Origin of the sequence: Rickettsia rhipicephali str. 3-7-female6-CWPP, assembly GCF_000284075.1 — a bacterium.
Lineage (GTDB): Bacteria > Pseudomonadota > Alphaproteobacteria > Rickettsiales > Rickettsiaceae > Rickettsia > Rickettsia rickettsii.
On record NC_017042.1, the window covers coordinates 127,782 to 150,643 of the forward strand.

The following is a 22,862-nucleotide window of genomic DNA, read 5'->3' on the forward strand; positions in this document are numbered from 1 at the left end:
TAGTAGTTTTATTAAGTTCTAGAGTTATTTGACTGAGAATTTCCTGAAATTCTTCTTCATTCTCTGGACAAGATATTATATATTTGTTAAGTACAGTACCAGCTTCGCTTAATTTGCCTGCTTTATAAAAAGCTTTTCCTAATAAAAAATCAGTATCTTTAGGTTTAGATGTATATAGAGCTGCTTGTCGTAATGAAGCTACTGCCTTAAGGTAAAGGTCTGTTTGTTCAACATTATTATAATACTCTCCCCAACACAAGTAAGTGATGCCTTCATAATAATAGATATGTAGAAAACCTTTATATTGTTTAATTAAGGTAAAAATATATTAAGTGCTTCTTTATATTCATTTTTACTTAAAAGTTCTCTTCCTTTAGAGATTAATTGGTTTACGATCTCTTTCATATTCTAATCTATTATTAGTTAATTGTTTAAATCATATTATGGCCGCCGTTGATAGAAATAGTCTCACCTGTTATTATAAATCCGGCATTTTTATCAACTAAAAATGCCACAGCTCTAGCTATTTCTTCCGGCTGTCCTAGTCTTTTTTTGGGGATACTATTAACGATTTTAACAAGCACGTCTTCGGGTACTGCTCCTACCATTTCGGTTGCAATATACCCTGGAGCTATACAGTTAATGGTGATATTTTTAGAAGCAGTTTCACGAGCAAGGGCCTTAGTAAAGCCGATAATTCCAGCTTTAGCAGCAGAGTAATTTAGTCTGCCCAACCTTGCCCTGCTTGAGCATTAATTGAACTGATATTTACTATACGACCGTAATCTTGGTTTCGCATCTGCTCCATTACGCTACTAGACATATTAAAGCAAGAATTGAGATTAACGTTAATCTCATTCCAATCTTGATGACTCATGCTATGTAGCATTTTATCTTTGGTAATACCGGCATTATTTACAAGAATACTTACCGGTTTTTTAAACTCCTCTTCAATTTCCTTTACTGCTTTTCTACATTCTTCAAAATCCGCAACATTCCAGCATTTGGTTTTTATACCGTATTTTTCTTCCATTCCTTTAGCAGCGTCGTAATTGCTGAAAAAATTAGCAACTACCGTAAGACCCTTATTTTTTAATTCTAAAGCGGTAGCTTTACCTATTCCTCTAGTACCGCCTGTTACAATTGCAAGTTCTGACATTATTTCTCCATACCTATATTTTGACTTTTATTAAATTTAACCGGTGGGGTTATACTTGGTTTAAGCTGTGACACCGATTTAGTTAACGGTTTAACAACTTTCCTATCACTGCGTATTGCGATAGATTCTCTAGGGTGATTTTTTCATATTCTGCATCTATCTTTTTATCCATCTTTTTTTGTCTTCAGTTTTATTAGTTTTAGCAGTTAATACCATTATAGCAGCAAGTGTTTCTTTTCTACTTTTTGGAATGACTCTTTTATTTTCTTTTTTAGTGCCGTAACAACCTATTGTTGCACCGCCTGCATAAATACTACCTGCTTGCTGAGCAATATGACAGTTTTTAAGTGATTGTTTATCGATGTCTGTTTCTTTTTATACCGGTATATTTTGATACTGCTTGAGATATTTTATTATGTTCATTAAGCCCTTCTCTATCTTTACCGCTAGCACACATTGTTAATATTTCTTCCTGAGGTAAATTTATTAAACTAGTGGTTTTAGTTTCTTGTTTATTTTGTCTTATTTTCGCTGTTAAATTACTTAAGACATCTGATAATATTTAGATTAATATTTTCTTTATCAAAAGATATAAAAGGAAGTTTTGTCTCGAAGGATACTCTAAAAGGAATATCTGCTTGCTCAATATTTTTTCTTAATGTTACAGTTTTTTTTAATATTTCTTTTTCTTGATCCGTTAAATTTGCATTGTTAATTATTTCTGCTGCATTTCCTTTAGGTTTATTTATCCTAAAAAAACGTTCAAATTTGCTTCTAGGTTTAATATGTGCTTTTAATTCATCAATTCCTTTTTCAGTCGGTAAATTTTCTGCTATTTTGTTTAAAGTATCACTCACTCCTGCAAAGTTATTTGTTACTCCTATAAGCCTAAATAAATTAAAAGGAGTATTAGTATTTTTCCCACCGACATTTTCTATAGATTTTTTTGTCTGATCAACAATTGTGGGATCATTGTCAGCTCCTATAGGACCTGAGTTTAATGTATTAGTATGAAGAGTAACGCCGTCTTCAAGTCATTCTTGGGCTTGGCGTGCATTTAAGTCGGTAATTTTTTGTCTAGAATCTATATCATTTGAAATCGAAGCTAATGTACCTGCATGTTTAGATGTAAGCAATGTTTCAAAAATTTTACCGTCTTTGTCGGTTATTGCATCAATTTTCTCAAAGGCGTTTTTCATGCCAACAATTTGTCGTAACTGGGTTGGGATAACATGCCTACCGTATTGAAATTTTAAACATCTTTAGCAACATTTAATTTTTTATGAGCATTTTTAATACCATTTTTTCCTAGCAATTCAGCAACACTGTCAATTTCAGGTTGCATATTTTTTGAGATATTTTCTTGTGATTTTTCCATATTCAAAGCATTAAAACTATTAATAAATTTTACTGCTTCTTTATTTAATTTCAGCACAAGCTCAGGTTTATTTTCGCCCTTTGCTATGTCTATCGCTCTTCTGATAGCATTTAAATATTACATTTCAAAAGCTTTAGTGCCTAAAACAATTTTTTCATTGGGATTGTTACGATCGTCACGTATTAATATTGGAGTTTCACCGTTTTCCCTTCAATTTTAGCTCTATGTGTTTCTAAAGGAACGCCTACTCCGGGTGTGGTTAAAAATTCTTTTGTATGATTTAATAAAAACCCCTTATCGTTATCAAATTGTTTTTTTAATGATGAAAGCATTATAAAATTCTATATGTAGTTGTGCATCTCTTGTTATTTTAATTAAAAATTATTATATAAAAATAGTCTAGTTAAAAATATTTAACTTTATTAATTAAAATATGTTATTTATATGAATATTGATAAATTTACTGCACATGCTAAATCAGTGATAGCTAGTAGCCAATCACTTGCTGCTAAAAGTGATCATCAGCAAATATTACCTTTGCATTTATTATCTAGTCTTTTAAGTGAAGAAACAGGTATAATTCAAACCCTTATTAATAATACCGGCGGTAATATAAACTTATTAAGAGATCAAGTTCAGCTAGAACTAAATAAAATCCCAAAAATTCAGGTTGAGGGAGGGGGGCAAGTTTATTCTTCTGCTGAAGCTCTTAAAGTTTTAGAAAAAGCTAGTAGCATTGCTAAAGACAGTGGGGATAACTTTGTAACCATAGAGCGTATATTTGAAGCATTAACTTATGATAATACTATAGCCGGTAAAATTTTAACGAATAATGGAATTAATAATAAAAAAATAGCAGCAGCTATTTTACAGCTTCGTAAAGGCAAAAAAGCAGATACCGAATCGGCAGAAAATAGTTACGATGCTCTAAAGAAATACGGCAGAGACGTAACAGAGTTTGCCGAAAACGGTAAGCTTGACCCGATAATCGGGCGTGATGAAGAAATAAGAAGAACGGTGCAGGTACTATCACGACGTATGAAAAATAATCCTGTATTGATCGGCGAACCTGGAGTCGGTAAAACTGCTATAATAGAGGGGCTTGCACAACGAATATTTAGTAAGGACGTACCTGAATCGCTTATTAATTGCCGTATTATTGAGCTGGATATGGGAGCTTTAATAGCGGGAGCTAAATATCGAGGCGAATTTGAAGAGCGTCTTAAAGCAGTGCTTAGCGAAATCAAAGAATCAAGCGGTGAAATTATTTTATTTATCGATGAATTGCATCTATTAGTCGGTACGGGAAAAACCGATGGTGCTATGGATGCCTCGAATTTACTAAAGCCGATGCTTGCTCGTGGTGAGCTGCATTGTATCGGTGCTACTACTCTAGAGGAATATCGTAAATATATCGAGAAAGATGCGGCACTTGCTCGTCGTTTTCAGCCTGTTTACGTGAGTGAGCCGACGGTTGAGGATACTATATCAATACTTAGAGGAATTAAAGAAAAATATGAGCTGCATCATGCAGTGCGAATTTCCGATAGTGCAATAGTTGCAGCAGCGATGTTATCAAACCGTTATATTACCGATCGTTATTTACCTGATAAAGCTATTGATTTGATTGATGAAGCTTGTAGCCGTATGAAAATAGAGCTATCAAGTAAACCAGAAGAGCTTGATGAGCTGGACCGTCGTATTATTCAGATAAAAATAGAGCTTGCAGCACTTAAAAAAGAAAATGACGAGCATTCTAAAAAGAAAATAGAGCATTTAACTACAGAATTAGAAAAATTAGAGTCTAAATCCTATGATATGGGAGCTAAATGGCAAGCTGAAAAGTCTAAACTACAGCAAACACAAAAGCTCAAAGAAGAACTAGACCGTAGCCGAAACGAGCTTGAACGTGCTGAACGTGATGCTAATCTCGCTAAAGCTAGTGAGCTAAAATACGGAATTATACCTGAGATTATGAAAAAGATTCAGGAAGCCGAAAGTATGGATAATAAAGGGCTGTTAAAAGAAATTGTATCGGAAAGCGATATAGCAAGTATTATCTCACGTATTACTGGTATTCCAATTGATACGATGCTATCAAGTGAACGTGAGCGTCTGCTTGTGATGGAGCAGAAATTACGAGAATCGGTAATAGGGCAGGATGAGGCAATTAAAGGTGTTAGTGATGCGGTAAGAAGATCACGTGCAGGGATTCAAGATATTAACCGCCCGCTTGGTTCGTTCTTATTCTTAGGACCGACCGGAGTCGGTAAAACCGAGCTTACCAAAGCCTTAGCTGGTTTTCTTTTTGATGACCGTAATGCAATACTTCGTATAGATATGTCGGAATATATGGAGAAGCACGCTATTTCTCGCCTGATAGGAGCTCCTCCCGGCTATATCGGATATGATCAAGGTGGGGTGTTGACGGAGGCAGTAAGACGCCGTCCTTATCAGGTAATATTATTTGATGAGGTTGAAAAAGCCCATCCCGACATATTTAATATTATGCTGCAAATACTTGATGAGGGAAGATTAACAGATAGTCAAGGTATAACGGTTGATTTTAAGAATACTATAATAGTTTTAACGTCTAATTTAGGTGCTGAGATACTCGTTAATCAGAAAGAGGACGAAGATACATATAAAGTAAAGGATGAGGTTATGGAATATGTAAAAGCAGTATTTAAACCTGAGTTTTTAAACAGACTAGACGAGATTATATTATTCCATCGCCTAAATCGTAATAATATTCATGATATAGTTAAGATACAGCTTGAAAGCTTAAGGAAAATTTTACTAGCACAAAATATTATTCTTGAATTTGATGAATCGGCCTTAAATTATTTAGCCGAAAAAGGTTATGATCCAAGCTTTGGAGCAAGACCCTTAAAACGCCTTATCCAGCGGGAAATACAAAATAATTTAGCCAAAATGATTTTAGCAGGCGAAATAAGTAGCGGTAAAACGGTTAAAATAAATGTAAAGGATAAAGAATTGAAGGTAACAATGAGTTGATTAATTTTTTCCGAATAACGCATTATCGCATAATCCACTATTCTTGTTAAAGGCACTGTCTAATAATTATTGATTTTGTCATTGCGGGCTATTAAAAGATTTGTTGCATGGCTCAAAAAACGCGTTTGATATCATTCCCGCGGAAGCGGGAATGACACAAAACGAGCAATGCAACAAGACCACAACTAAAAGGAGTATGGTCATCTAGAAAAAGCAATAAAAAATTCTATTAATTAGTATTAATAACATTCAATTTCAGCTAATGTTATACTTTCAGTACCTGATAATTTATAATAATCACTACTAGTAGAGTTAGGAATTTGTAAGTCAAATAATAGTGCTTTTTCTTCTTTATACGGATCAACTAAGTAAGAATTTGTAATATCTGTAACTATTGGCGATAAATAGGTTGTTGTTTCAATAAGCTTATCAATAGCATTCTGTCCGTCTTTTAATATTTTATCGACTAGTTGTTTATCTTTATAAAAAGTATTTACGGCCCCTATTAAGGTTGTTGATATCTCATATATAATAACACCGTTTTTAATTATATTGGTTATATTAGAGTCTAATTTTGCTGTTTTAGAAAAAATTAAAGAAATAACAGTAGGATATTTATTAAATACATTAGGTAGTTCTAAAAAAGTATTTGCGGCTGAATAGGCAGAATTGGCTGCTTCTGAAAAACAATTAAATGCTTTGTATATGTTTTCATAATTGCTATTACTCATAAACTTACCTCTTTTTTATATATGTAATTACCATGTTTCATGGTAATTACATATCATACTACTAAATTAAGAAGTGTCAATATTAAAAAATTATATTTCTTCTTAGAGGATATCAGTAAATAAATTTTAATTACTAATATCCTCTAAACTCCACCTAGCTTTTGGACAGAAATTCAAAGGAGTAAATAACTTATTATTGTAACGCTCAAGTCCTGCATATGCAATCATTGCAGCATTATCGGTGCACAAGTGGATAGGTGGATAAATAAGCCGATAACCATATATTTTAGCACAACTACTTAATATTTCTTGTAAATATTTATTAGCAGCGACACCGCCGGCAATAACTATATTCTTCTTATCAAAATTATTTGTTATTTGTTCATATGCTCTAATAGCATCTTGTACCTTACTACTTAGAATTTCTCCTATAGTAAATTGAAAACTTGCTGCTATATCATTGATTGCAGTGTCATTAATTTCCTTTAAATTCATTATTAAAGTACGCACGGCAGTTTTAAGCCCTGAAAAGGACATATTGCAATTACCGCTGTTAATTATAGGTTTTGGAAATTTATATTTATGAGGATCGCCAAGTGTTGCTCTTTTCTCAATTTCAGGTCCTCCGGGAAAAGCTAAGTTTAGCATTTTGGCTACCTTGTCAAAGGCTTCGCCTACGGCATCATCTATAGTAGATCCTAGTATTTTATATTTTCCGAGACCTAAAACTGCTACAAATTGGCAATGCCCGCCCGAAGCTAACAAGAGTAAATAAGGATAAGGAATATTATCGGTTAGTCTTGCGGTTAAGGCATGACCTTCTAAATGATTAATTGCAATAAAGGGTTTTTTTAAAGCACTGCTTAGCGATCTTGCAAACATTGAGCCAACTATAACACTGCCGATTAAACCTGGACCGGAAGTTGCGGCAATTGTACTAATGTCCGTTAATTTAGTGTTGCTTTCTTTTAAAACATTTTTTAATGCTTTATCTAGATGTGATAAGTGAGAACGTGCAGCAATTTCAGGTACTACCCCTCCAAAAACTGCATGTTCTGTATTTTGTGAAATGATTATATTAGATAAGATTTCTCGATTTTCGGTGATTATAGAAACAGCTGTATCATCACAGCTTGATTCTATACCTAAAATTTTTATCATTCAAATTGAAACTAATTAGAGGCGTTGTTAAGTAAAAAATGATAGTTTGCATCATTGTGAGAAGGTGTTGCCCACGTGGATACCGATGTCATTCCCGCGTAGGCGGGAATGACATAACAGGATCCATGCGACAACACCAACACCCGCTTGCAATCACAATATCTATCTTTATTTAATAATGCCTAATTAGATACCTTTAAGGTATTTAATTGATTATACAGCTTATAAATAGATTGTTCGGCATCAATAATTTTGTTATTAACTATTTTTAATAGTTTTTCCGAAGGTTTTTCTGTTATTTGCGTTGTAGAACTTACTTGCTCCGCTAAATTTTTAAGTGATTCTTGTATTTCTACAAAAGATTTTTTAAATTGTTCTTTAATAGTAATAGATGATTCTTCAAGCTCTTTAATTTTTAAGCATAGATTTTCTAATAAATGATCTATTTTAGTTTGCATTAAAGTCAATTTTTGCTTTTGTTTTTCACTAAGATAGCTTAAAGTTTCTTGCATTTTTGCCTGTATACGTACTTTTGCAGTACGTTCAAGTTCTGAAGCTAAACCGATTTTACTCATTAAAAATATTATCCATTTGTGAACGTCAAAATGATACCATTTTGCACCGTTACGATAATCTGAAGGAAAAGCATGATGGTAATTATGCCAATTTTCACCGAGTAAGAATAATGCCATCCACCAAATATCTCCGGCAGTGCCTTTGTAATATTTTTTACTACCGGCAAAGTGGCATAAAGAATTAACGCAGAAGGTTGCTTGCTGCTGTAGGAATCTACCGAGCCCCATAAATAAAAATCCTGCATATGCCGATTGTATAGTACCGCCGACTAAATAACCGATAAATAAAGGCACGACAATATTCATAAAAGCTGCTATTTGCCAATAATATTTTAGCTGCCATTTTAATAAATTGTTTTTCCCGTGCTTAGCCCAAGTAATGCGATCAATAGACTTATAGCTACCGCTTCCGACTAGCATCCATCCTATATGAGACCACATAAAGCCTAAAAATTTATTATCAAATTTTAAAGGAGTATGCGGATCTTGGTCTTGATCCGTATATCTATGATGTTTATAATGATTCGATGCCCAAGATAAAGCTGGTCCTTGTAATGTTCCTGCAGACAGCATAATTAAGACAAACTCGGCATATTTATTTATTTTATAGGCATTATGAGACCATAACCTATGCAAACCGATCCCAACGGTAATATTATTAATATAATAACTAGCAATTATAAAAATAACTTCAGTTAGCCCTATTCCATAATCAAACGAATATTTAACTACAAGAGATATAATAAAAATAGGATAAAATATTAAAGCAAATAAAGCGGGCTTATTTAGTTTACTTAACATAAAATTTACAGTTTTTAGTTATAAAATATATAAATCGGCAACGAATAAAATCTTAATTATATTTATTATACATAAATATTAATGGGTATTAATAACATACTTAATGCATAAATACAAAGAAAATTTTGACAATAAAATTCTAGTTATCCTTATTTAGACAATAACCGATAAAACGAACGGTTGTAATAATTAAATTGTCTTTCCCTAAGGCCTCTCTAATCCTATTTATATGAACATCTATGAGACGTTCATTAAAGGTCTCTTCACTTTCCCATAAATATTTTATTATTTCTTGACGCGAAAATACTTCATTTGGAACCTGAAAAAAAGTCGTAAAATTTTAAACTCAGTAGGACCTAGACGAATATTCAGTCCGTATTTGTATACTTTTTCAGTATTTAAATCAATATTTAGATTCTTAAATTTAATAATATTATCTTGTACAACTGACTTGGAACGTCTCAATAAGCTCTTTAAAGTACCTATATTATAGGCGTTTTAGAAAATTTATTAATTTTTCTAACGTTATTTATTGTTATTAAAGGATTTTCTTGTAATTCTGCACTAATAATCATGATAACAAGCGGCTGACTAAAAAAATAGGTTAATGCTTTTTCTAGAGTTGAAGCCCTCATTATATTAAATTTTTTATTTTTTTCTTCTATAATTAAAACTTCAGGTAATAGCTTATCAAACACTGAATTAATCTTCATCAATATTTAGTAAATAATTAAAAATTTTTGTAATAATTTTCTAATTTATTAGGGTTTATAGCAAACTTTTTATAAAAAGAAACAAAGAAATAATAATTTTGTAAAGATAATACTTGAATTTAATAGTTTTAGTTGCTATAAATAGCTTTATTTTAAAGTTTGTTTGTTGGAGATTCTTATATATCATGAGCTTTTATGAATCAGTTTTTATTATACGCCAAGACGTATCATTAAACGATATAGATAAAATCGTTGATGATTTTGCTAAAATTATTAAAGATAATAATGGCACTATCATCAAAAAAGAATATTGGGGGGTAAGAACTTTAGCTTACAAAATCGGTAATAACAAAAAAGGACATTATTATTTTTTAGGTCTAGATATTACTGGTAATGTAAAAGAAGAGCTAGAAAGAAAAATGAAGCTTAATGAAAATATCATTAGATTTCTTACAATTCAAACAGATTCAATTAGTAGTGAACCTTCACCGATATTAAAAAATCAGAGTACAGAGAATACTCCGGTAATTGACGTAACGGTTAATAATTAAATTTGTAAGAATTAAGGTTAAAGAATGTTAAAAAGTAATAATGCTAGTGAAACAGCTGCTCGCAAGGTAGGAGATAAAACTGCTAAAAAAGTATTTTTTAGAAGACGTAAAGGATGCCCTCTTTCTGTGCCTTATGCACCTGTTATTGATTATAAAAATCCTGAGCTTTTAATAAAATTTGTCTCTGAAGGCGGTAGAATGTTACCAAGCAGGATCACAAATGTTTGTGCAAAGAAACAAAGAAAGCTAAATAATGCTGTTAAAATTGCAAGAATTTTAGCGTTATTACCTTTTGTATTTCAAGCTAAATAAAGGCATAATACATGGAAATTATATTAATAAAACCCGTAAGAAAATTAGGTAAAATTGGCGACATACTCAAAGTAGCAGACGGGTTTGGTCGTAATTATCTTTTACCGCAAAAATTAGCTATTAGAGCTACTGAGCATAATAAAGAGCTAATAGTTAAACAAAAACACGAATTTGAAGCAAAAGATAAGCAAATAAGAGAAGAAGTAGAAAAAATTAATGCTCTTATTAAAGATCAAAAATTAGTTTTTATCCGTCAAACATCAGATGACGGTAAACTTTTCGGTTCGGTTACTAATAAAGAAATAGCCGATAAATTATCTGAAAATGTATCTTATAATATTTCTCATTCAAATATTGTTCTTGATAAACAAATTAAATCTACCGGAATTTATACAGTTGAAATAAGACTCCATGCAGAGCTTAATGCTATAGTTACGGTTATTGTTGCAAGATCAGAATCAGAAGCACAAGATTATTTACGAGAACAAAAGACTGAAACTTCAGAAGATTTAGCTGAGTCAGCATAAATTTTCTTTATCATCTAATTGTGTGGTTTTTTGTTACCATTGCAAAAGCAGAGTATTGTTGTATGGATTGAGAAACTTGCTCGATGTCATTCCCGCGTAGGCGGGCATCCAGCATAAAGCGAGATAAATCGAGCTTTTAATTTCAAAAGTTTGTTGTATTTATACTTTTTTTCTGGATTCCTGCTTTCGCAGGAATGACATAAGAGCCATGCAACAATGTCCCGCCTACACGGAAATGATATACTACTACGTTTGACCACAATATCTAAACACTTTACAATACTAACATTTTTCAACCATGCTATATGAAAAATTTGAGTATAATATCAATAATCTAATAGGTAATTTTGGCTTATCTAAAATATCGATTGCAGTATCTGGTGGGAGCGATTCGGTAGCACTTCTTTATCTTGCTAATATTTGGGCAGAAAAAAATAATATAGAATTATTTGTTATATCGGTTGATCATAACTTACGGGAACAGTCGAAGCAAGAGACCCATTATATCCAAAATATCAGTAATAGTCTAAATCGCAAGCATTATAGTTTATCTTTTGACCATCAAAATAATTTTTCCAATTTACAAGAAAGAGCAAGAGAAGGACGCTATGATTTGATGACAAATCTATGTCTAGAACTCGATATATTAGTACTTTTAACTGCTCACCATGAAGATGATTACGTAGAAAATTTTTGTTTAAGATTAGAGCGTAATAGCGGTATATTTGGACTTAGTAGCAGTAATATCAATTGGTATAATAATATACAAATAATTAGACCGCTATATAATATTCCAAAAAGTGAATTAGTAGAATATTTAGTCAGTCATAATATAAAATGGTTTGAAGATGAGTCAAATTCATCTGATAAATATAGACGAAATGTTATTAGGCAAAAATTAGCTAAAGGTGCAGATTATATTAGACATCTTTCCAAACCAGCTTATAGAGAGGAATTTAAAGGAGACACGGAACGCAGCACCGCAGCGTACACAAGCGTAGGTGAGGATGCATTGTTGCGTGGATCAATTTTATCTCTAGAAGCGAAGTTTGGAACGATGTCTAAAGCCGCAATAATCTCACAACAACTTAAAACCAACAAACTTATAGAAAACGAGTTGAAGCCTGAATTAATATCGGCGATAGCTGAAGCGGTCAAGATTTTTGAATATGGCTTTGCTTTTCTTGATTTAGTTAAATTTGATAAGTTTTCAAATGAGGTGAAAATACAAATAATTAATTTTTTACTGATAATAATTAGTGGACAATCTAGAGCAGCTCGTTTTTATTCGGTAGAACCTATTTTGAAATTAATTACTCAAGACGTAAACTTTAAGAATACACTTCATGGCTGTATAATTAAGCGTATACAAAATGAGTTACTTATATACAGGGAATTCGGCAAAAAATTACCTGAGAGTAAAATATTACTAGATAAATCCGTTATTTGGGATAATAGATTTTGTATCACAAAAAATCAAGAAACTCCAAATTGTTTTGTAACTCATCTATCGTTAGAAGATTATAAAATAATAAAGAAACAATTGGATTTAGAACCTTTGAAAAATCTATCCTGCAAAAATCACAATGCAGTTTTATTGACCTTACCTATCATTAAAATACTTGAAAAAGTTATAGCAATACCACATATATCATATTATGATAACGACATGTGGAACTTTGAAGTATCTTTTGCTCCAAATTTTGTATCTCGTTTCACCCATTTTTGCTAACACCGGTATTTAAGAGGTTATCTGTAAATAAATTTTAACTACTAATTAAAATTTATTTACAGACCTCTTATACCAATAAAAATTTTTATTAGGTTTTATATCGATGAATAATCAAGGTAGAAGTATTTTAGCTTGGGCAGTACTTTTTGTTTTTGTAATATTACTTTTTAATGTGTTCCAATCTGACGGTTTACTTGGTGGAAGAAATAATATAACTTTCTCGGATTTTTTAACACGAGTTGATGAAAAGACCGTTAATTCGGTAAAAATTCAGGGTAGAGTAATTGAAGGCACTTCAAATGACGGCTCTACTTTTAACACTTATGCTCCTGATTATCCTGATTTAGTAAATCGTCTTACTAGCAATGACGTTAATATTGAAGTAGTGCCTCTTGAAACAAGAATGAATACCTTTTTAGGCTTTTTAATTTCTTGGTTTCCTATGCTTTTATTGATAGGTGTTTGGTTTTTTTTCATGCGTCAAATGCATGGAGGCGGGAAAGCCATGGGGTTTGGAAAATCTAAAGCTAGGTTGCTATCAGATAAAGGACCAAAAATTACCTTTAAAGATGTAGCAGGTATCGATGAAGCAAAAGAAGAATTAACTGAAATAGTAGATTTTTTAAGAGATCCAAGCAAGTTCCAAAAGCTTGGTGGTAAAATACCGAAAGGCTGCTTACTTATAGGTCCTCCCGGAACCGGTAAGACACTTCTTGCTAAAGCAATTGCAGGTGAGGCTAATGTTCCGTTTTTTAGCATATCCGGCTCTGATTTTGTTGAAATGTTTGTAGGTGTCGGTGCAAGCCGTGTGCGTGACATGTTTGAACAGGGTAAACGTAATGCTCCTTGTATTATCTTTATCGATGAAATTGATGCGGTAGGTCGCCATAGAGGTATCGGTATGGGTGGCGGTAATGATGAACGTGAGCAAACCTTAAACCAAATGTTAGTCGAAATGGATGGATTTGAAGCAAACGAGGGAGTTGTGATCATTGCAGCTACAAACCGTCCTGATGTTCTTGATCGTGCATTACTGCGTCCCGGTAGGTTTGATCGTCAAATTGCCGTTGCAAACCCTGATATAAACGGTCGTGAGCAAATTCTAAAAGTACATTTAAAGAAAATTAAATATAATAGTACGGTACTAGCACGAATTATTGCTCGCGGTACCCCGGGTTTTTCCGGTGCTGAACTTGCTAACTTAGTTAATGAAGCTGCTCTTATTGCTGCAAGGCTTGGTAAGAAAGAAGTAGATATGCACGACATGGAAGAGGCAAAAGATAAGGTGCTGATGGGAGTGGCACGTCGCTCTATTGCAATTTCGGAGAAAGAAAAAAGGTTGACTGCATATCATGAAGGCGGACATGCATTAGTAGGACTTTATTGTCCTGCAGCATCACCTATTCATAAGGCCACGATTATACCGCGTGGTAATGCTCTTGGGATGGTGCAAAGACTTCCTGAAACTGATGAATATTCTCAGAATCGTGAACAGATGGAATCATCTATAGCAGTTTATATGGCAGGAAGAGTAGCGGAAGAAATTATTTTCGGTAGAAATAAGGTTACCTCAGGAGCTTCGTCGGATATAAAAGGTGCAACTAATATTGCAAGAGCGATGGTTACAAAAGCAGGTTTAAGTGATTTAATAGGACCGATATTTCACGGTTCAAGTGGTGACGATATGTATGGTAGACAACCTAATAATGAAACCTCGGAAGCTACTGCAGAGTTAATTGATGCTGAAGTTAAAAGAATTATTACGCAAGGATATGAATTTGCAAAAGATATTTTAACAAAACATATAGATCAACTTCATACCTTAGCAAATGCTTTAATTGAATATGAGACATTGTCCGGTCAGCAAATTAAAAATTTACTTAGTGGTAGAGCTTTAGATTCAGAAGAGGAGAATAAATTTCCTTTTAATGATTCATCTACTATAAAAATAGATAAAGAAAAAGTACCTGAGAAAACAAAAACAACTAAAGCTAAAAAAGAAAATTCCGCTTCCTAAGTTTAGTAGTATAATTTATAGATTTATTTTGTGGTATCGGTGGTTTTAGAAAAGCCTTGGAAATAAAGGGTCTTGAATGTGTGTTTTCTTCTGATATAGACAAAGACGTATAAGAAGCATATAAAAGAAATTTCGGTGATAAGCCATACGGTGATATTACGAAAATATCAGAAACCAAAATCCCTAAACATGATATTTTATGTGCCGGTTTTCCTTGCCAATCTTTTAGTATTTCAGGTAAGAGGCTTGGTATAGGAGATGTAGACTCTTGTATGAAATAATAAGAACAGCACAATATCACAAACCCTATATATTATTACTTGAGAATGTTAAAAATATTCTGAATATTATAATAATGGCAGCGTAATTGAAACTATAGACCAAAATTAGATGAGATTGGCTATAAAGTATATAGAAATGTGTTAAATGCTGCATTATTTGGAGTACTGCAAACAAAGAGAAAGAGTTTATTTTGTTTGTTTACGAAAAGATTTTAGCAGTGAATATACACTCAAATATGTAAAACCGGAAGAGTCTTATGAAAGGATTTACAACCCTTTCGGTCATTCACTTTATCAGCTTTTGGTGGTGGTGTCGGTGCTAGAACCGATCTTTATTATATAAATGATAAGATAAGAAGACTAACAATCAATGAATGTAAATATTTAATGGGTTTCCCTCAAGATCATTATGTTGCAGATGGATTAAAGGGTTATAGGCAATTCAGTAATTCCACAAATAATAGCAAATATATATATGACTCAATAAGAGCAGTTTAATGGATAATGGAATATACGAAGATCAACTTCAAAAAGAGCCAGGAGTTCACAAGACGAGGAACGCAGCGTATACTTAATACGTGAGTACCGCAGTACTTGTAAAACGACGTAGCCAATTTTGAAGTTGATCTTCGTATATGGATTGCTAACTATAAATATCGTCATTGTGAGTAGGCATTGTTGCGTGGACCAGTAAATGCTCTTGATGTCATTCCCGCAGAAGCGGGAATCCAGTAAAACCTACAAAAAACTTGTTTTTTTAGGTTTATTTTGTTAATACTAAGACTATTTTTTCTGGATTCCTACTTCTGCGGGAATGACATCGGTATCCACGCTGGCAATACCTTGTGAGTAACTGTAAGTAGCATGGCAACCTAGAGACATTAATGTCATCCACGTAACAGGTATGAAAGATTGTGAATTAGCTAATTATTTTGTATAGTTCTAAAAACAAATTTTAAGAGAGTACTTAAATGGCAGAGTTAAGGTTACCGCCAAATTCAGTAGTAAAAAAAGGTAGAGAGCATAAAGAACAAGAGGAAATGCTTAAACCTAGAAAGATAAAAATTTATAGGTATGATCCTGATCTTGATGAGAATCCTACTATCGATAGTTTTGAGATAGATTTAAGCAAAACCGGACCGATGGTTTTAGATGCTTTAATTAAAATCAAAAACGAAATCGATTCTACTTTAACTTTTAGGCGTTCTTGTCGGGAAGGAATTTGCGGTAGTTGTGCAATGAATATTGACGGTACAAATACTTTAGCATGCATAAAACCAATAGAAGATATATCAGGCGATATCAAAATCTATCCGCTTCCTCATATGAAAGTAGTGAAAGATTTAGTACCTGATATGTCGCATTTTTATGCACAATACGAATCTATAGAACCTTGGCTCAAAACCGACAGCCCTACCCCTTCAAACTCTGAAAGGTTACAGTCGATTAAAGACCGAGAAAAGCTTGACGGTTTATATGAGTGTATATTATGTGCTTGCTGTTCTACTTCTTGTCCTAGCTATTGGTGGAACGGTGATAAATATTTGGGTCCTGCGATTTTACTACAAGCATATAGATGGATTGCCGATTCAAGGGATGATAATACCGGTGAACGTCTTGAAGCTTTAGAAGACCCATTTAAGCTTTACCGTTGTCATACGATTATGAACTGTACTAAGACCTGCCCGAAAGGCTTAAATCCTGCTAAAGCTATCGGTAAAATAAAAAGTTTAATTGCAGAACGTCACGGTGTGTGATTCTTAATTAATTATTTTTAAAAATGATAAAATTTGTAATAATACCATGACACAAGGTGACATGAATTATTGTGTCGCTGCAGAATATAAGAAAGTTGATAAGAAACTAAATCAAATATACCAAGAAATATTAAAACATATTTCAGACAAACAAGAACAAGTTAATTTACTTAAAAAATCCCAAAATTTATAGATTAAGTACCGAGATACTGATTGTGAATTTCGAAGTTTTGGGGTTTATGGCGGTTCCGTATATCCAATGATACTGCTTATGTGTCTTACAGGAAAAACCGAAGAGCCTATAAAAGAATTTGAAGCCATGCTGAAATGTCCACAAAACCTAAATTAATTCATAATTTGTAATACTTTAAATAATTCTCCCATTTGTTTCGGTGATATTAGTCTTTCTACCTGTCTTTCTATTATTTGTGCCTGCTCAGACATCTTTCCAAACTCTACTTCTAGAGGTAATTTATACGTCGATCCGATGCTCGCATCCTCACGTACTAAAGTGTACGCTGCGGTGCTGCGTTTTGTGTCTCCTTTAAATTCCTCTCTATAAGCGAATTTGGAAAGATGTCTATCATTAAGCTTGTCTTGCAATGTTTGTTTGCGTAATAAGATTCCGTTTTCTATTAAAAAATCTCGTTGCGATATTGTATCTATTACGTTTATTTTGCTGTTTTTAGCTACCGTCTTTAATGCATAAAAATCCACATGTGCCGATAAATCAGCTTCTCCAAGATTTTCAAGGATGGGGCAATATTTATGGTTTTTAACCGCTTGTAATGTTTGATTATATTGATATCTAGTTCTACCATTCGGAGCTATATCATAGCCGTAATCTATTATTAAGCCACTGCCGCTTAGTCTTTTTAGATGCTGCGCTATAAATTTTATAATTTCTATCGATTTATAAGATTCTTCAAGTACTGCCCCGTCTTTTGCTTCAATATGAGTACGTAGCAGATATTCTTGTAATTGCTTATTAATGCTTATTTTATCGTATTTAATTCTTTCGTCTACCGGCTGCACTACAAATATTCTTTCATACCATAATTCCTTGACTTTAATATATTGCTTTATCGGTATAGCATCAAAGAATTCGTTAGCTATTATTATAGTAGGTTTTTTTGGTATATCTTCTACAAATGATTGATGACTAATCGGTAAATTAATATCTTGTAAATTAGCCTTTTGATGAGCAATAAAATTTTTATTAATTTCTATTAGTGCAATTGATAAAGCTTTATAAAATTCCGGTACTAATTTTGCAGTACGTAGTAAATCACGCATTAATAGACCTCGACCAGGACCAAGCTCTACTAAACTAAGACTTTTTGGGCAGCCAATTCTTTGCCACTCTCTGATACACCATAAGCCGATAATTTCACCGAATAGCTGTGAAATTTCAGGAGCCGTAACAAAGTCACCTTCGCTAGCCAATGATTTTACTTGCTTATAATAGGAAGTAGGATTTAAGTTTAATACCTCCTGCATGAGGACATCGCAAGTAATATAACCGTTTTGATCAATTAATTGTCTTATTTTGGATTCGATTGACATATTAAATAACTTCCTAAAAGTAACATAGGTACAGATAAAATTTGTCCCATAGTTAAGCTATCTAAAATAAACCCGATTTGTATGTCGGGTTCTCTAAATATTTCGATAGTGATTCGGAAAAGACCGTAAAATGTTAAAAATATTCCTGAGTTTAAACCGCACTTTTTAAGAGTTTTGTGCTTAAATGTTGCATATGCTAAGATACTAAATAATACTAAACCTTCAAAAAAAGCTTCATATAATTGACTAGGATGTCTTGGCATCAAATCGCTATTCGGAAAAATCATACCAAAAGAAGAATTTGTAATACGTCCGTATAGTTCGCCGTTAATAAAATTAGCGATTCTACCTAAAAATAATCCGATAGGTACTACAGGGGCTATTATATCCGTGAGACTTAAAAAATTAATTTTATATTTTCGGCAAAACAAATAAGCAGCAATAATCACCCCTAAAGCTCCGCCATGGAAAGACATCCCGCCTTCATAAGTTTTTAAGATATCTATTGGATTTGAAAAATATCTAGAAGGGTTATATAATAAAACGAACCCTAGTCTGCCTCCGACTATTATGCCTATAACGGCATAAGTAATGAAATCTTCTAGATTTTTTTTGGTAATTTGAGGCTTAAATTTTTCTATAATTTTATTTGCATAGAACCAGCCTAGCAAAATTCCTATTACATATGAAAGAGAATACCAAGAGATAGCAAGTGGACCTATAGAGAAAATAATTGGATTGATATTAGGAAATGTCATAGATAAATAAGTTATTTAATTCATTTAACATCTGAGTTACGGAAAATTACGTAAGTAATTGACGAGGTAATTCAGTTTTTTATTATTTTTATGGGTTGCCGTAGCTGCTTCGTGGCTTCGCAATGACAGTATCTATATTTGCTTAGCAATACCAAATTCTTTTGAGTTAAAATTATTGATAAAAATAAAATTCTTAGTAATAATAAAAAAGATTTATATTTATAATAGTAATGATAGGTAAAATATGCAATATTTAATGGATCTATATCATACCTCAAGTACTGAGTTAGTATTATTGTTTGTTATGTTAGTATCTCTTATACCGGTGATATTTCTAATTAAAAGATTAATTTTTATTCCTGTAAAAAATTATTTAACTAGACATCATTATGATGATTATGAAAGGATAAAAAAATATCCTATATTTCGTTATTTATTACATACTTTATTAGCGCTTTACTTTATATGTTGGGGAAATATTTTTCATCATACTTCTTTTAAAACACATGTATTACTGGGAATCGAAGATACTATAGTAATCTTATATACTGGTATATCTGTGACGATGTTATTATTAACGCTTATAGATGCTTTTGCAGATCTGTATCACAATAGAATCAAAGCCGTTACAAAAAATGCACCGCTTAGCTTATATTTTCAAATATTAAAAATTATTGTCATAGTTATTGCAGCAATGGTAACTATTTCATATATATTAAATATTTCGCTTAGTACATTCTTAACAAGCTTAGGTGCAGCCGCAGCTCTTTTAACATTTGTTTTCAAAGATACCGTTTTAGGATTACTTGCAAGCTTGCAACTAACTACTCAAGAAATTATTAATATTGGAGACTGGGTACGTATAGGCGAAATTGAAGGAACAGTTGAAAAAATTACTATTTCCGTAGTAACAATTAGGAATTTTGACCAATCTATTACCACAGTTCCTACTTACAGCATTTTAAATTCTAACATAACTAATTATAGAGGAATTAGTGAATCAGGAGCAAGAAGGGTAAAGAGAGTATTTAATATTAATATGGCAACTATTAACTTCTGTGATGCTACTATTTTAAAAGCACTAAAAAAATCTCCTTATATATCAAAGGATGTAATAGATAAAATCACTCTTGATAAAGAAGAGAAAGATTTAACCAATATTAAACTATTCAAATTATATATTCAGGAATATCTAAAAAATAATCCGGCAGTTTATACCGAAGGGTTTACTTTTCTAGTAAGACAGCTTGAACCTACGATTAATGGGTTGCCTATAGAAATATATATCTTTGTTAAAGAAGTAAATTTAGTAGGTTATGAAAATATACAGGACAATATTTCTGAACATTTCATTTCTATACTTCCTGAATTTAAATTAAAAATATTTCAGAATGTAGGAGTGGTATAATATATCCGAAGTAAAATGAAGAGTAGTAAAAAAATAAATTAAATTTGTATCCAAGATGGAAGTCGTCTTTCATCTTGGATATTCGCTACTTTTGAAAGCAAAGAAGTATATATACTACTTGATTATTTTCTTTAAATGCTTTAAAACTTAAAGCTTTAAAAATATTAAAATTTAAGACCTAGGAATGAATAATAATATAATTAATTTAGTAGCCGCTATTATACTGTCTTTAAGTATAATTTTCGGTTGGCAGTATTTTGTTGTAAAACCTGAACAAAAAAAACAGCAACAGCAAATAGCAGTGCAGAAAGCAGAAAATTTAAAGAAACAACAGTTAAAAGCTTTAGTCGAACCTGCAACTGGTATTGTTGTTCAAGAAGAAAGTCAAATACAGCGTATTAAAATAGAATCTGAATCACTCACCGGTTCTATTTCATTAAAAGGACTTAGATTTGATGATTTAATATTAAAGAAATATAAACAAGATTTATCTAAAAATAGTCCTGAAGTGAGATTATTTTCACCGGCTAATACAGAAAATGCATATTTTGCTGAAATTGGTTTAGTTAGTAATTTATCTAGTGTAAAACTCCCTAACAACGATACTATATGGAATAGTGATAGTGAAATATTAAGCCCTGAAAAACCTGTTCATTTATTTTGGGTTAATGAAGACGGAGTTAAATTTTTAGTTACTATTACTGTCGATGAAAACTATTTATTTACTATAGAGCAAACCATCGTTAATAATAGTGATAAAGAACTTCCTGTGCAATCTTACGGTTTAATAAATCGTAAATATATTGCCGTAGAGAAAGCGGTGAATATATTACATCAAGGACCTATCGGGTGTATAGACGAGAATCTTAAAGAATATTCTTATGATGATATTAAAGATAAGAAAAGTGAAAAATTTGCAGCAAGTAAGGTTGACTGGATAGGAATTACCGATAAATATTGGTTATCTTCCTTGATTCCGGATAAATCAAGTAATTACAGCTCGAATTTTAATTATGCTCTTAAGCAAGGGACTGAAAGATATCAGGTAGATTTTATTTCACCGGTACAAATAATAAAGCCCGGCGAAAATTTTTCAATTAAAAGCAGAATTTTTGCCGGAGCAAAAAAAGTAGACTTGCTTGATAAATATGAAAAGCAATATAATATTAAATTATTTGATAGAGCTATTGATTTCGGCTGGTTCTATATAATTACCAAACCGGTTTTCTACGCCATGAATTTTTTCTATGGCTATGTCGGTAATTTCGGTGTTAGTATATTAATTGTTACGGTTATAATTAAGCTATTAATGTTTACTTTAGCCAATAAGTCTTATCGTTCGATGAAAAAAATGAAAAATTTACAGCCGGAAATCGATAGGATAAAAAATTTATACAGTGATGATAAAGCACGTTTAAATCAAGAAATTATGGCTTTATATAAAAAAGAAAAAGTAAATCCGGTAGCTGGTTGTTTACCTATACTTGTTCAAATTCCGGTATTTTTCTCCATCTATAAAGTATTGTATGTAACTATTGAAATGCGGCAAGCACCGTTTTACGGCTGGATTAAAGACTTATCTGCACCTGACCCTACTACTATTTTTAATTTATTCGGCTTATTACCGTTCTCTCCACCATCATTTTTAATGATTGGAGCATGGCCTATTTTAATGGCTATTACTATGTTCTTACAGCAAAAAATGAGTCCTGAACCTGCGGATCCGATGCAAGCTCAAGTAATGAAATTTATGCCGCTAATTTTTTTATTTATGTTTAGTAGTTTTCCTGTGGGACTTTTAATATATTGGTCTTGGAATAATATTCTATCCATCATTCAACAATATTATATTAATAAATTTAATTAATGAGAAAAAATTTACCTAATTATCTAACTATTGCTCGAATAATGGTAATTCCGGTTATTATACTGGTATTTTATATAAATAATTCACTTGCACGTAAACTTGGGGCATTATTATTTGCTTTAGCTAGTATTACGGATTTTTTTGACGGTTATATTGCAAGAAAATATAATTTAGTTACAAGTTTCGGCAAGATGTTTGACCCTATAGCAGATAAGCTACTTGTAGGTTGCGTTATTATCATGCTACTAAAAAAAGATAATGTAGATGAGATACCTTGCTTATTAATTTTAGCACGAGAATTTTTAGTTAGCGGTCTTCGGGAATTTTTAGCTCTAGTAAAGGTTAGTATGCCTGTATCGAGACTCGCTAAGGTAAAAACGTTTTTACAAATGTTTGCTTTATCGATATTGATACTAGGCTCAAAAGGTTCAGGAATTATTTATTTAGATATAGTAGGGGAAATAATTTTATGGATTGCCGCTTTTTTAACAATCATTACAGGTTATTCTTATTTTAAAGCCTGTAAGAAATATTTTTAAATAGGAGAATT

22 protein-coding genes and 3 pseudogenes are annotated in these 22,862 nt (G+C 32.2%); 13 read left to right on the top strand and 12 right to left on the bottom strand.

Features of this window, described 5'->3' with window-relative positions; translation table 11 throughout:
- Window positions 1–431: 431 nt before the first annotated feature.
- The 5 genes and pseudogenes from MCC_RS00780 to MCC_RS09885 all read right to left on the bottom strand — a co-directional run bounded on the left by MCC_RS00780 (window position 432) and on the right by MCC_RS09885 (window position 2,869).
- Window positions 432–1,159: pseudogene (locus MCC_RS00780) on the bottom strand (SDR family oxidoreductase).
- Window positions 1,160–1,698: 539 nt separating this feature from the next.
- Window positions 1,699–2,016, bottom strand: coding sequence for a hypothetical protein (locus MCC_RS09870; protein ID WP_041405390.1), 318 nt, complete (start codon window positions 2,014–2,016; stop codon window positions 1,699–1,701).
- 177 nt (window positions 2,017–2,193) lie between these two features.
- Entirely contained in the window at window positions 2,194–2,358 is a 165-nt protein-coding gene (locus tag MCC_RS09875) for a hypothetical protein (RefSeq protein WP_231288719.1), read from the bottom strand.
- Window positions 2,359–2,411: 53 nt separating this feature from the next.
- Window positions 2,412–2,594, bottom strand: a complete 183-nt coding sequence (locus tag MCC_RS09880) for a hypothetical protein (protein WP_155813834.1) — start codon at window positions 2,592–2,594, stop codon at window positions 2,412–2,414.
- Between the two features lie 125 nt (window positions 2,595–2,719).
- On the bottom strand, window positions 2,720–2,869 hold the full coding sequence (locus tag MCC_RS09885; RefSeq protein WP_231288720.1) for a hypothetical protein: 150 nt from the start codon (window positions 2,867–2,869) through the stop codon (window positions 2,720–2,722).
- Window positions 2,870–2,981: 112 nt separating this feature from the next.
- Here MCC_RS09885 and clpB point away from each other — a divergent pair, with 112 nt between their 5' ends.
- The gene (gene clpB, locus MCC_RS00800; RefSeq protein WP_014408123.1) at window positions 2,982–5,555 is read left to right on the top strand and encodes an ATP-dependent chaperone ClpB; all 2,574 of its coding nucleotides are present in this window, start codon (window positions 2,982–2,984) and stop codon (window positions 5,553–5,555) included.
- Window positions 5,556–5,794: 239 nt separating this feature from the next.
- Here the strand turns inward: clpB and MCC_RS00805 are convergent, their stop codons facing one another.
- The 5 genes from MCC_RS00805 to MCC_RS00820 all read right to left on the bottom strand — a co-directional run bounded on the left by MCC_RS00805 (window position 5,795) and on the right by MCC_RS00820 (window position 9,536).
- The gene (locus MCC_RS00805) at window positions 5,795–6,286 is read right to left on the bottom strand and encodes a DUF5424 family protein (RefSeq protein WP_014408124.1); all 492 of its coding nucleotides are present in this window, start codon (window positions 6,284–6,286) and stop codon (window positions 5,795–5,797) included.
- Between the two features lie 126 nt (window positions 6,287–6,412).
- Window positions 6,413–7,447, bottom strand: coding sequence for a tRNA (adenosine(37)-N6)-threonylcarbamoyltransferase complex transferase subunit TsaD (tsaD, locus tag MCC_RS00810; protein WP_014408125.1), 1,035 nt, complete (start codon window positions 7,445–7,447; stop codon window positions 6,413–6,415).
- A gap of 182 nt (window positions 7,448–7,629) precedes the next feature.
- Window positions 7,630–8,823, bottom strand: a complete 1,194-nt coding sequence (locus MCC_RS00815; RefSeq protein ID WP_014408126.1) for an acyl-CoA desaturase — start codon at window positions 8,821–8,823, stop codon at window positions 7,630–7,632.
- Between the two features lie 139 nt (window positions 8,824–8,962).
- Window positions 8,963–9,112, bottom strand: coding sequence for a helix-turn-helix domain-containing protein (locus MCC_RS09890; RefSeq protein WP_331270631.1), 150 nt, complete (start codon window positions 9,110–9,112; stop codon window positions 8,963–8,965).
- Window positions 9,113–9,305: 193 nt separating this feature from the next.
- Complete coding sequence (locus MCC_RS00820) at window positions 9,306–9,536, bottom strand: hypothetical protein (RefSeq protein ID WP_014408128.1); 231 nt, start codon at window positions 9,534–9,536, stop codon at window positions 9,306–9,308.
- Between the two features lie 185 nt (window positions 9,537–9,721).
- Here MCC_RS00820 and rpsF point away from each other — a divergent pair, with 185 nt between their 5' ends.
- The 9 genes and pseudogenes from rpsF to MCC_RS11030 all read left to right on the top strand — a co-directional run bounded on the left by rpsF (window position 9,722) and on the right by MCC_RS11030 (window position 17,062).
- Window positions 9,722–10,087, top strand: a complete 366-nt coding sequence (gene rpsF / locus MCC_RS00825; RefSeq protein WP_014408129.1) for a 30S ribosomal protein S6 — start codon at window positions 9,722–9,724, stop codon at window positions 10,085–10,087.
- 24 nt (window positions 10,088–10,111) lie between these two features.
- Window positions 10,112–10,399: a 30S ribosomal protein S18 gene (rpsR, locus tag MCC_RS00830; RefSeq protein WP_014408130.1), complete on the top strand. Its 288-nt coding sequence runs from the start codon at window positions 10,112–10,114 to the stop codon at window positions 10,397–10,399.
- A gap of 11 nt (window positions 10,400–10,410) precedes the next feature.
- Window positions 10,411–10,926: a 50S ribosomal protein L9 gene (rplI, locus tag MCC_RS00835; protein WP_014408131.1), complete on the top strand. Its 516-nt coding sequence runs from the start codon at window positions 10,411–10,413 to the stop codon at window positions 10,924–10,926.
- A 298-nt stretch (window positions 10,927–11,224) separates the two neighbouring features.
- Window positions 11,225–12,658 (top strand): tRNA lysidine(34) synthetase TilS, encoded by a 1,434-nt coding sequence (gene tilS, locus MCC_RS00840; protein ID WP_014408132.1) that lies wholly within the window; start codon window positions 11,225–11,227, stop codon window positions 12,656–12,658.
- A 103-nt stretch (window positions 12,659–12,761) separates the two neighbouring features.
- A complete protein-coding gene (gene ftsH / locus MCC_RS00845; protein WP_014408133.1) occupies window positions 12,762–14,675 on the top strand; it encodes an ATP-dependent zinc metalloprotease FtsH in 1,914 nt (637 codons plus the stop codon).
- A gap of 56 nt (window positions 14,676–14,731) precedes the next feature.
- A pseudogene (dcm, locus tag MCC_RS09895) lies at window positions 14,732–15,042 on the top strand (DNA (cytosine-5-)-methyltransferase).
- A gap of 301 nt (window positions 15,043–15,343) precedes the next feature.
- A complete protein-coding gene (locus MCC_RS11025; protein ID WP_331270630.1) occupies window positions 15,344–15,454 on the top strand; it encodes a hypothetical protein in 111 nt (36 codons plus the stop codon).
- A gap of 473 nt (window positions 15,455–15,927) precedes the next feature.
- Window positions 15,928–16,713 carry a succinate dehydrogenase iron-sulfur subunit gene (locus tag MCC_RS00850; protein ID WP_014120462.1) on the top strand — a complete coding sequence of 262 codons (786 nt, stop codon included), beginning with the start codon at window positions 15,928–15,930 and terminating at the stop codon, window positions 16,711–16,713.
- Between the two features lie 61 nt (window positions 16,714–16,774).
- Window positions 16,775–17,062, top strand: a pseudogene (locus MCC_RS11030) (lysozyme inhibitor LprI family protein).
- On the opposite strand, the gene MCC_RS00860 reads toward MCC_RS11030, so the two are convergent.
- Together MCC_RS00860 and lgt are read right to left on the bottom strand one after the other, a co-directional pair.
- Window positions 17,059–18,279 (bottom strand): class I SAM-dependent methyltransferase, encoded by a 1,221-nt coding sequence (locus MCC_RS00860; protein ID WP_014408135.1) that lies wholly within the window; start codon window positions 18,277–18,279, stop codon window positions 17,059–17,061. The pseudogene MCC_RS11030 and the gene MCC_RS00860 overlap by 4 nt on opposite strands.
- Window positions 18,258–19,037: a prolipoprotein diacylglyceryl transferase gene (lgt, locus tag MCC_RS00865; protein ID WP_014408136.1), complete on the bottom strand. Its 780-nt coding sequence runs from the start codon at window positions 19,035–19,037 to the stop codon at window positions 18,258–18,260. The genes MCC_RS00860 and lgt overlap by 22 nt, the downstream gene beginning before the upstream one ends.
- A gap of 244 nt (window positions 19,038–19,281) precedes the next feature.
- Here lgt and MCC_RS00870 point away from each other — a divergent pair, with 244 nt between their 5' ends.
- The 3 genes from MCC_RS00870 to pgsA all read left to right on the top strand — a co-directional run bounded on the left by MCC_RS00870 (window position 19,282) and on the right by pgsA (window position 22,851).
- Entirely contained in the window at window positions 19,282–20,445 is a 1,164-nt protein-coding gene (locus MCC_RS00870; RefSeq protein ID WP_014408137.1) for a mechanosensitive ion channel family protein, read from the top strand.
- Window positions 20,446–20,629: 184 nt separating this feature from the next.
- Window positions 20,630–22,312, top strand: coding sequence for a membrane protein insertase YidC (yidC, locus tag MCC_RS00875; RefSeq protein WP_014408138.1), 1,683 nt, complete (start codon window positions 20,630–20,632; stop codon window positions 22,310–22,312).
- Entirely contained in the window at window positions 22,312–22,851 is a 540-nt protein-coding gene (gene pgsA / locus MCC_RS00880) for a CDP-diacylglycerol--glycerol-3-phosphate 3-phosphatidyltransferase (RefSeq protein WP_014408139.1), read from the top strand. The genes yidC and pgsA overlap by 1 nt, the downstream gene beginning before the upstream one ends.
- The last annotated feature ends 11 nt before the right edge of the window (window positions 22,852–22,862 follow it).

Coding starts and splice junctions, on each gene's coding strand:
- MCC_RS09875 (WP_231288719.1), bottom strand. CDS start 2,358: ATGAAAAACGCCTTTGAGAAAATTGATGCAATAACCGACAAAGACGGT.
- MCC_RS09885 (WP_231288720.1), bottom strand. CDS start 2,869: ATGCTTTCATCATTAAAAAAACAATTTGATAACGATAAGGGGTTTTTA.
- clpB (WP_014408123.1), top strand. CDS start 2,982: ATGAATATTGATAAATTTACTGCACATGCTAAATCAGTGATAGCTAGT.
- MCC_RS00805 (WP_014408124.1), bottom strand. CDS start 6,286: ATGAGTAATAGCAATTATGAAAACATATACAAAGCATTTAATTGTTTT.
- tsaD (WP_014408125.1), bottom strand. CDS start 7,447: ATGATAAAAATTTTAGGTATAGAATCAAGCTGTGATGATACAGCTGTT.
- MCC_RS00815 (WP_014408126.1), bottom strand. CDS start 8,823: ATGTTAAGTAAACTAAATAAGCCCGCTTTATTTGCTTTAATATTTTAT.
- MCC_RS00820 (WP_014408128.1), bottom strand. CDS start 9,536: ATGAAGATTAATTCAGTGTTTGATAAGCTATTACCTGAAGTTTTAATT.
- rpsF (WP_014408129.1), top strand. CDS start 9,722: ATGAGCTTTTATGAATCAGTTTTTATTATACGCCAAGACGTATCATTA.
- rpsR (WP_014408130.1), top strand. CDS start 10,112: ATGTTAAAAAGTAATAATGCTAGTGAAACAGCTGCTCGCAAGGTAGGA.
- rplI (WP_014408131.1), top strand. CDS start 10,411: ATGGAAATTATATTAATAAAACCCGTAAGAAAATTAGGTAAAATTGGC.
- tilS (WP_014408132.1), top strand. CDS start 11,225: ATGCTATATGAAAAATTTGAGTATAATATCAATAATCTAATAGGTAAT.
- ftsH (WP_014408133.1), top strand. CDS start 12,762: ATGAATAATCAAGGTAGAAGTATTTTAGCTTGGGCAGTACTTTTTGTT.
- MCC_RS11025 (WP_331270630.1), top strand. CDS start 15,344: ATGGGTTTCCCTCAAGATCATTATGTTGCAGATGGATTAAAGGGTTAT.
- MCC_RS00850 (WP_014120462.1), top strand. CDS start 15,928: ATGGCAGAGTTAAGGTTACCGCCAAATTCAGTAGTAAAAAAAGGTAGA.
- MCC_RS00860 (WP_014408135.1), bottom strand. CDS start 18,279: ATGTCAATCGAATCCAAAATAAGACAATTAATTGATCAAAACGGTTAT.
- lgt (WP_014408136.1), bottom strand. CDS start 19,037: ATGACATTTCCTAATATCAATCCAATTATTTTCTCTATAGGTCCACTT.
- MCC_RS00870 (WP_014408137.1), top strand. CDS start 19,282: ATGCAATATTTAATGGATCTATATCATACCTCAAGTACTGAGTTAGTA.
- yidC (WP_014408138.1), top strand. CDS start 20,630: ATGAATAATAATATAATTAATTTAGTAGCCGCTATTATACTGTCTTTA.
- pgsA (WP_014408139.1), top strand. CDS start 22,312: ATGAGAAAAAATTTACCTAATTATCTAACTATTGCTCGAATAATGGTA.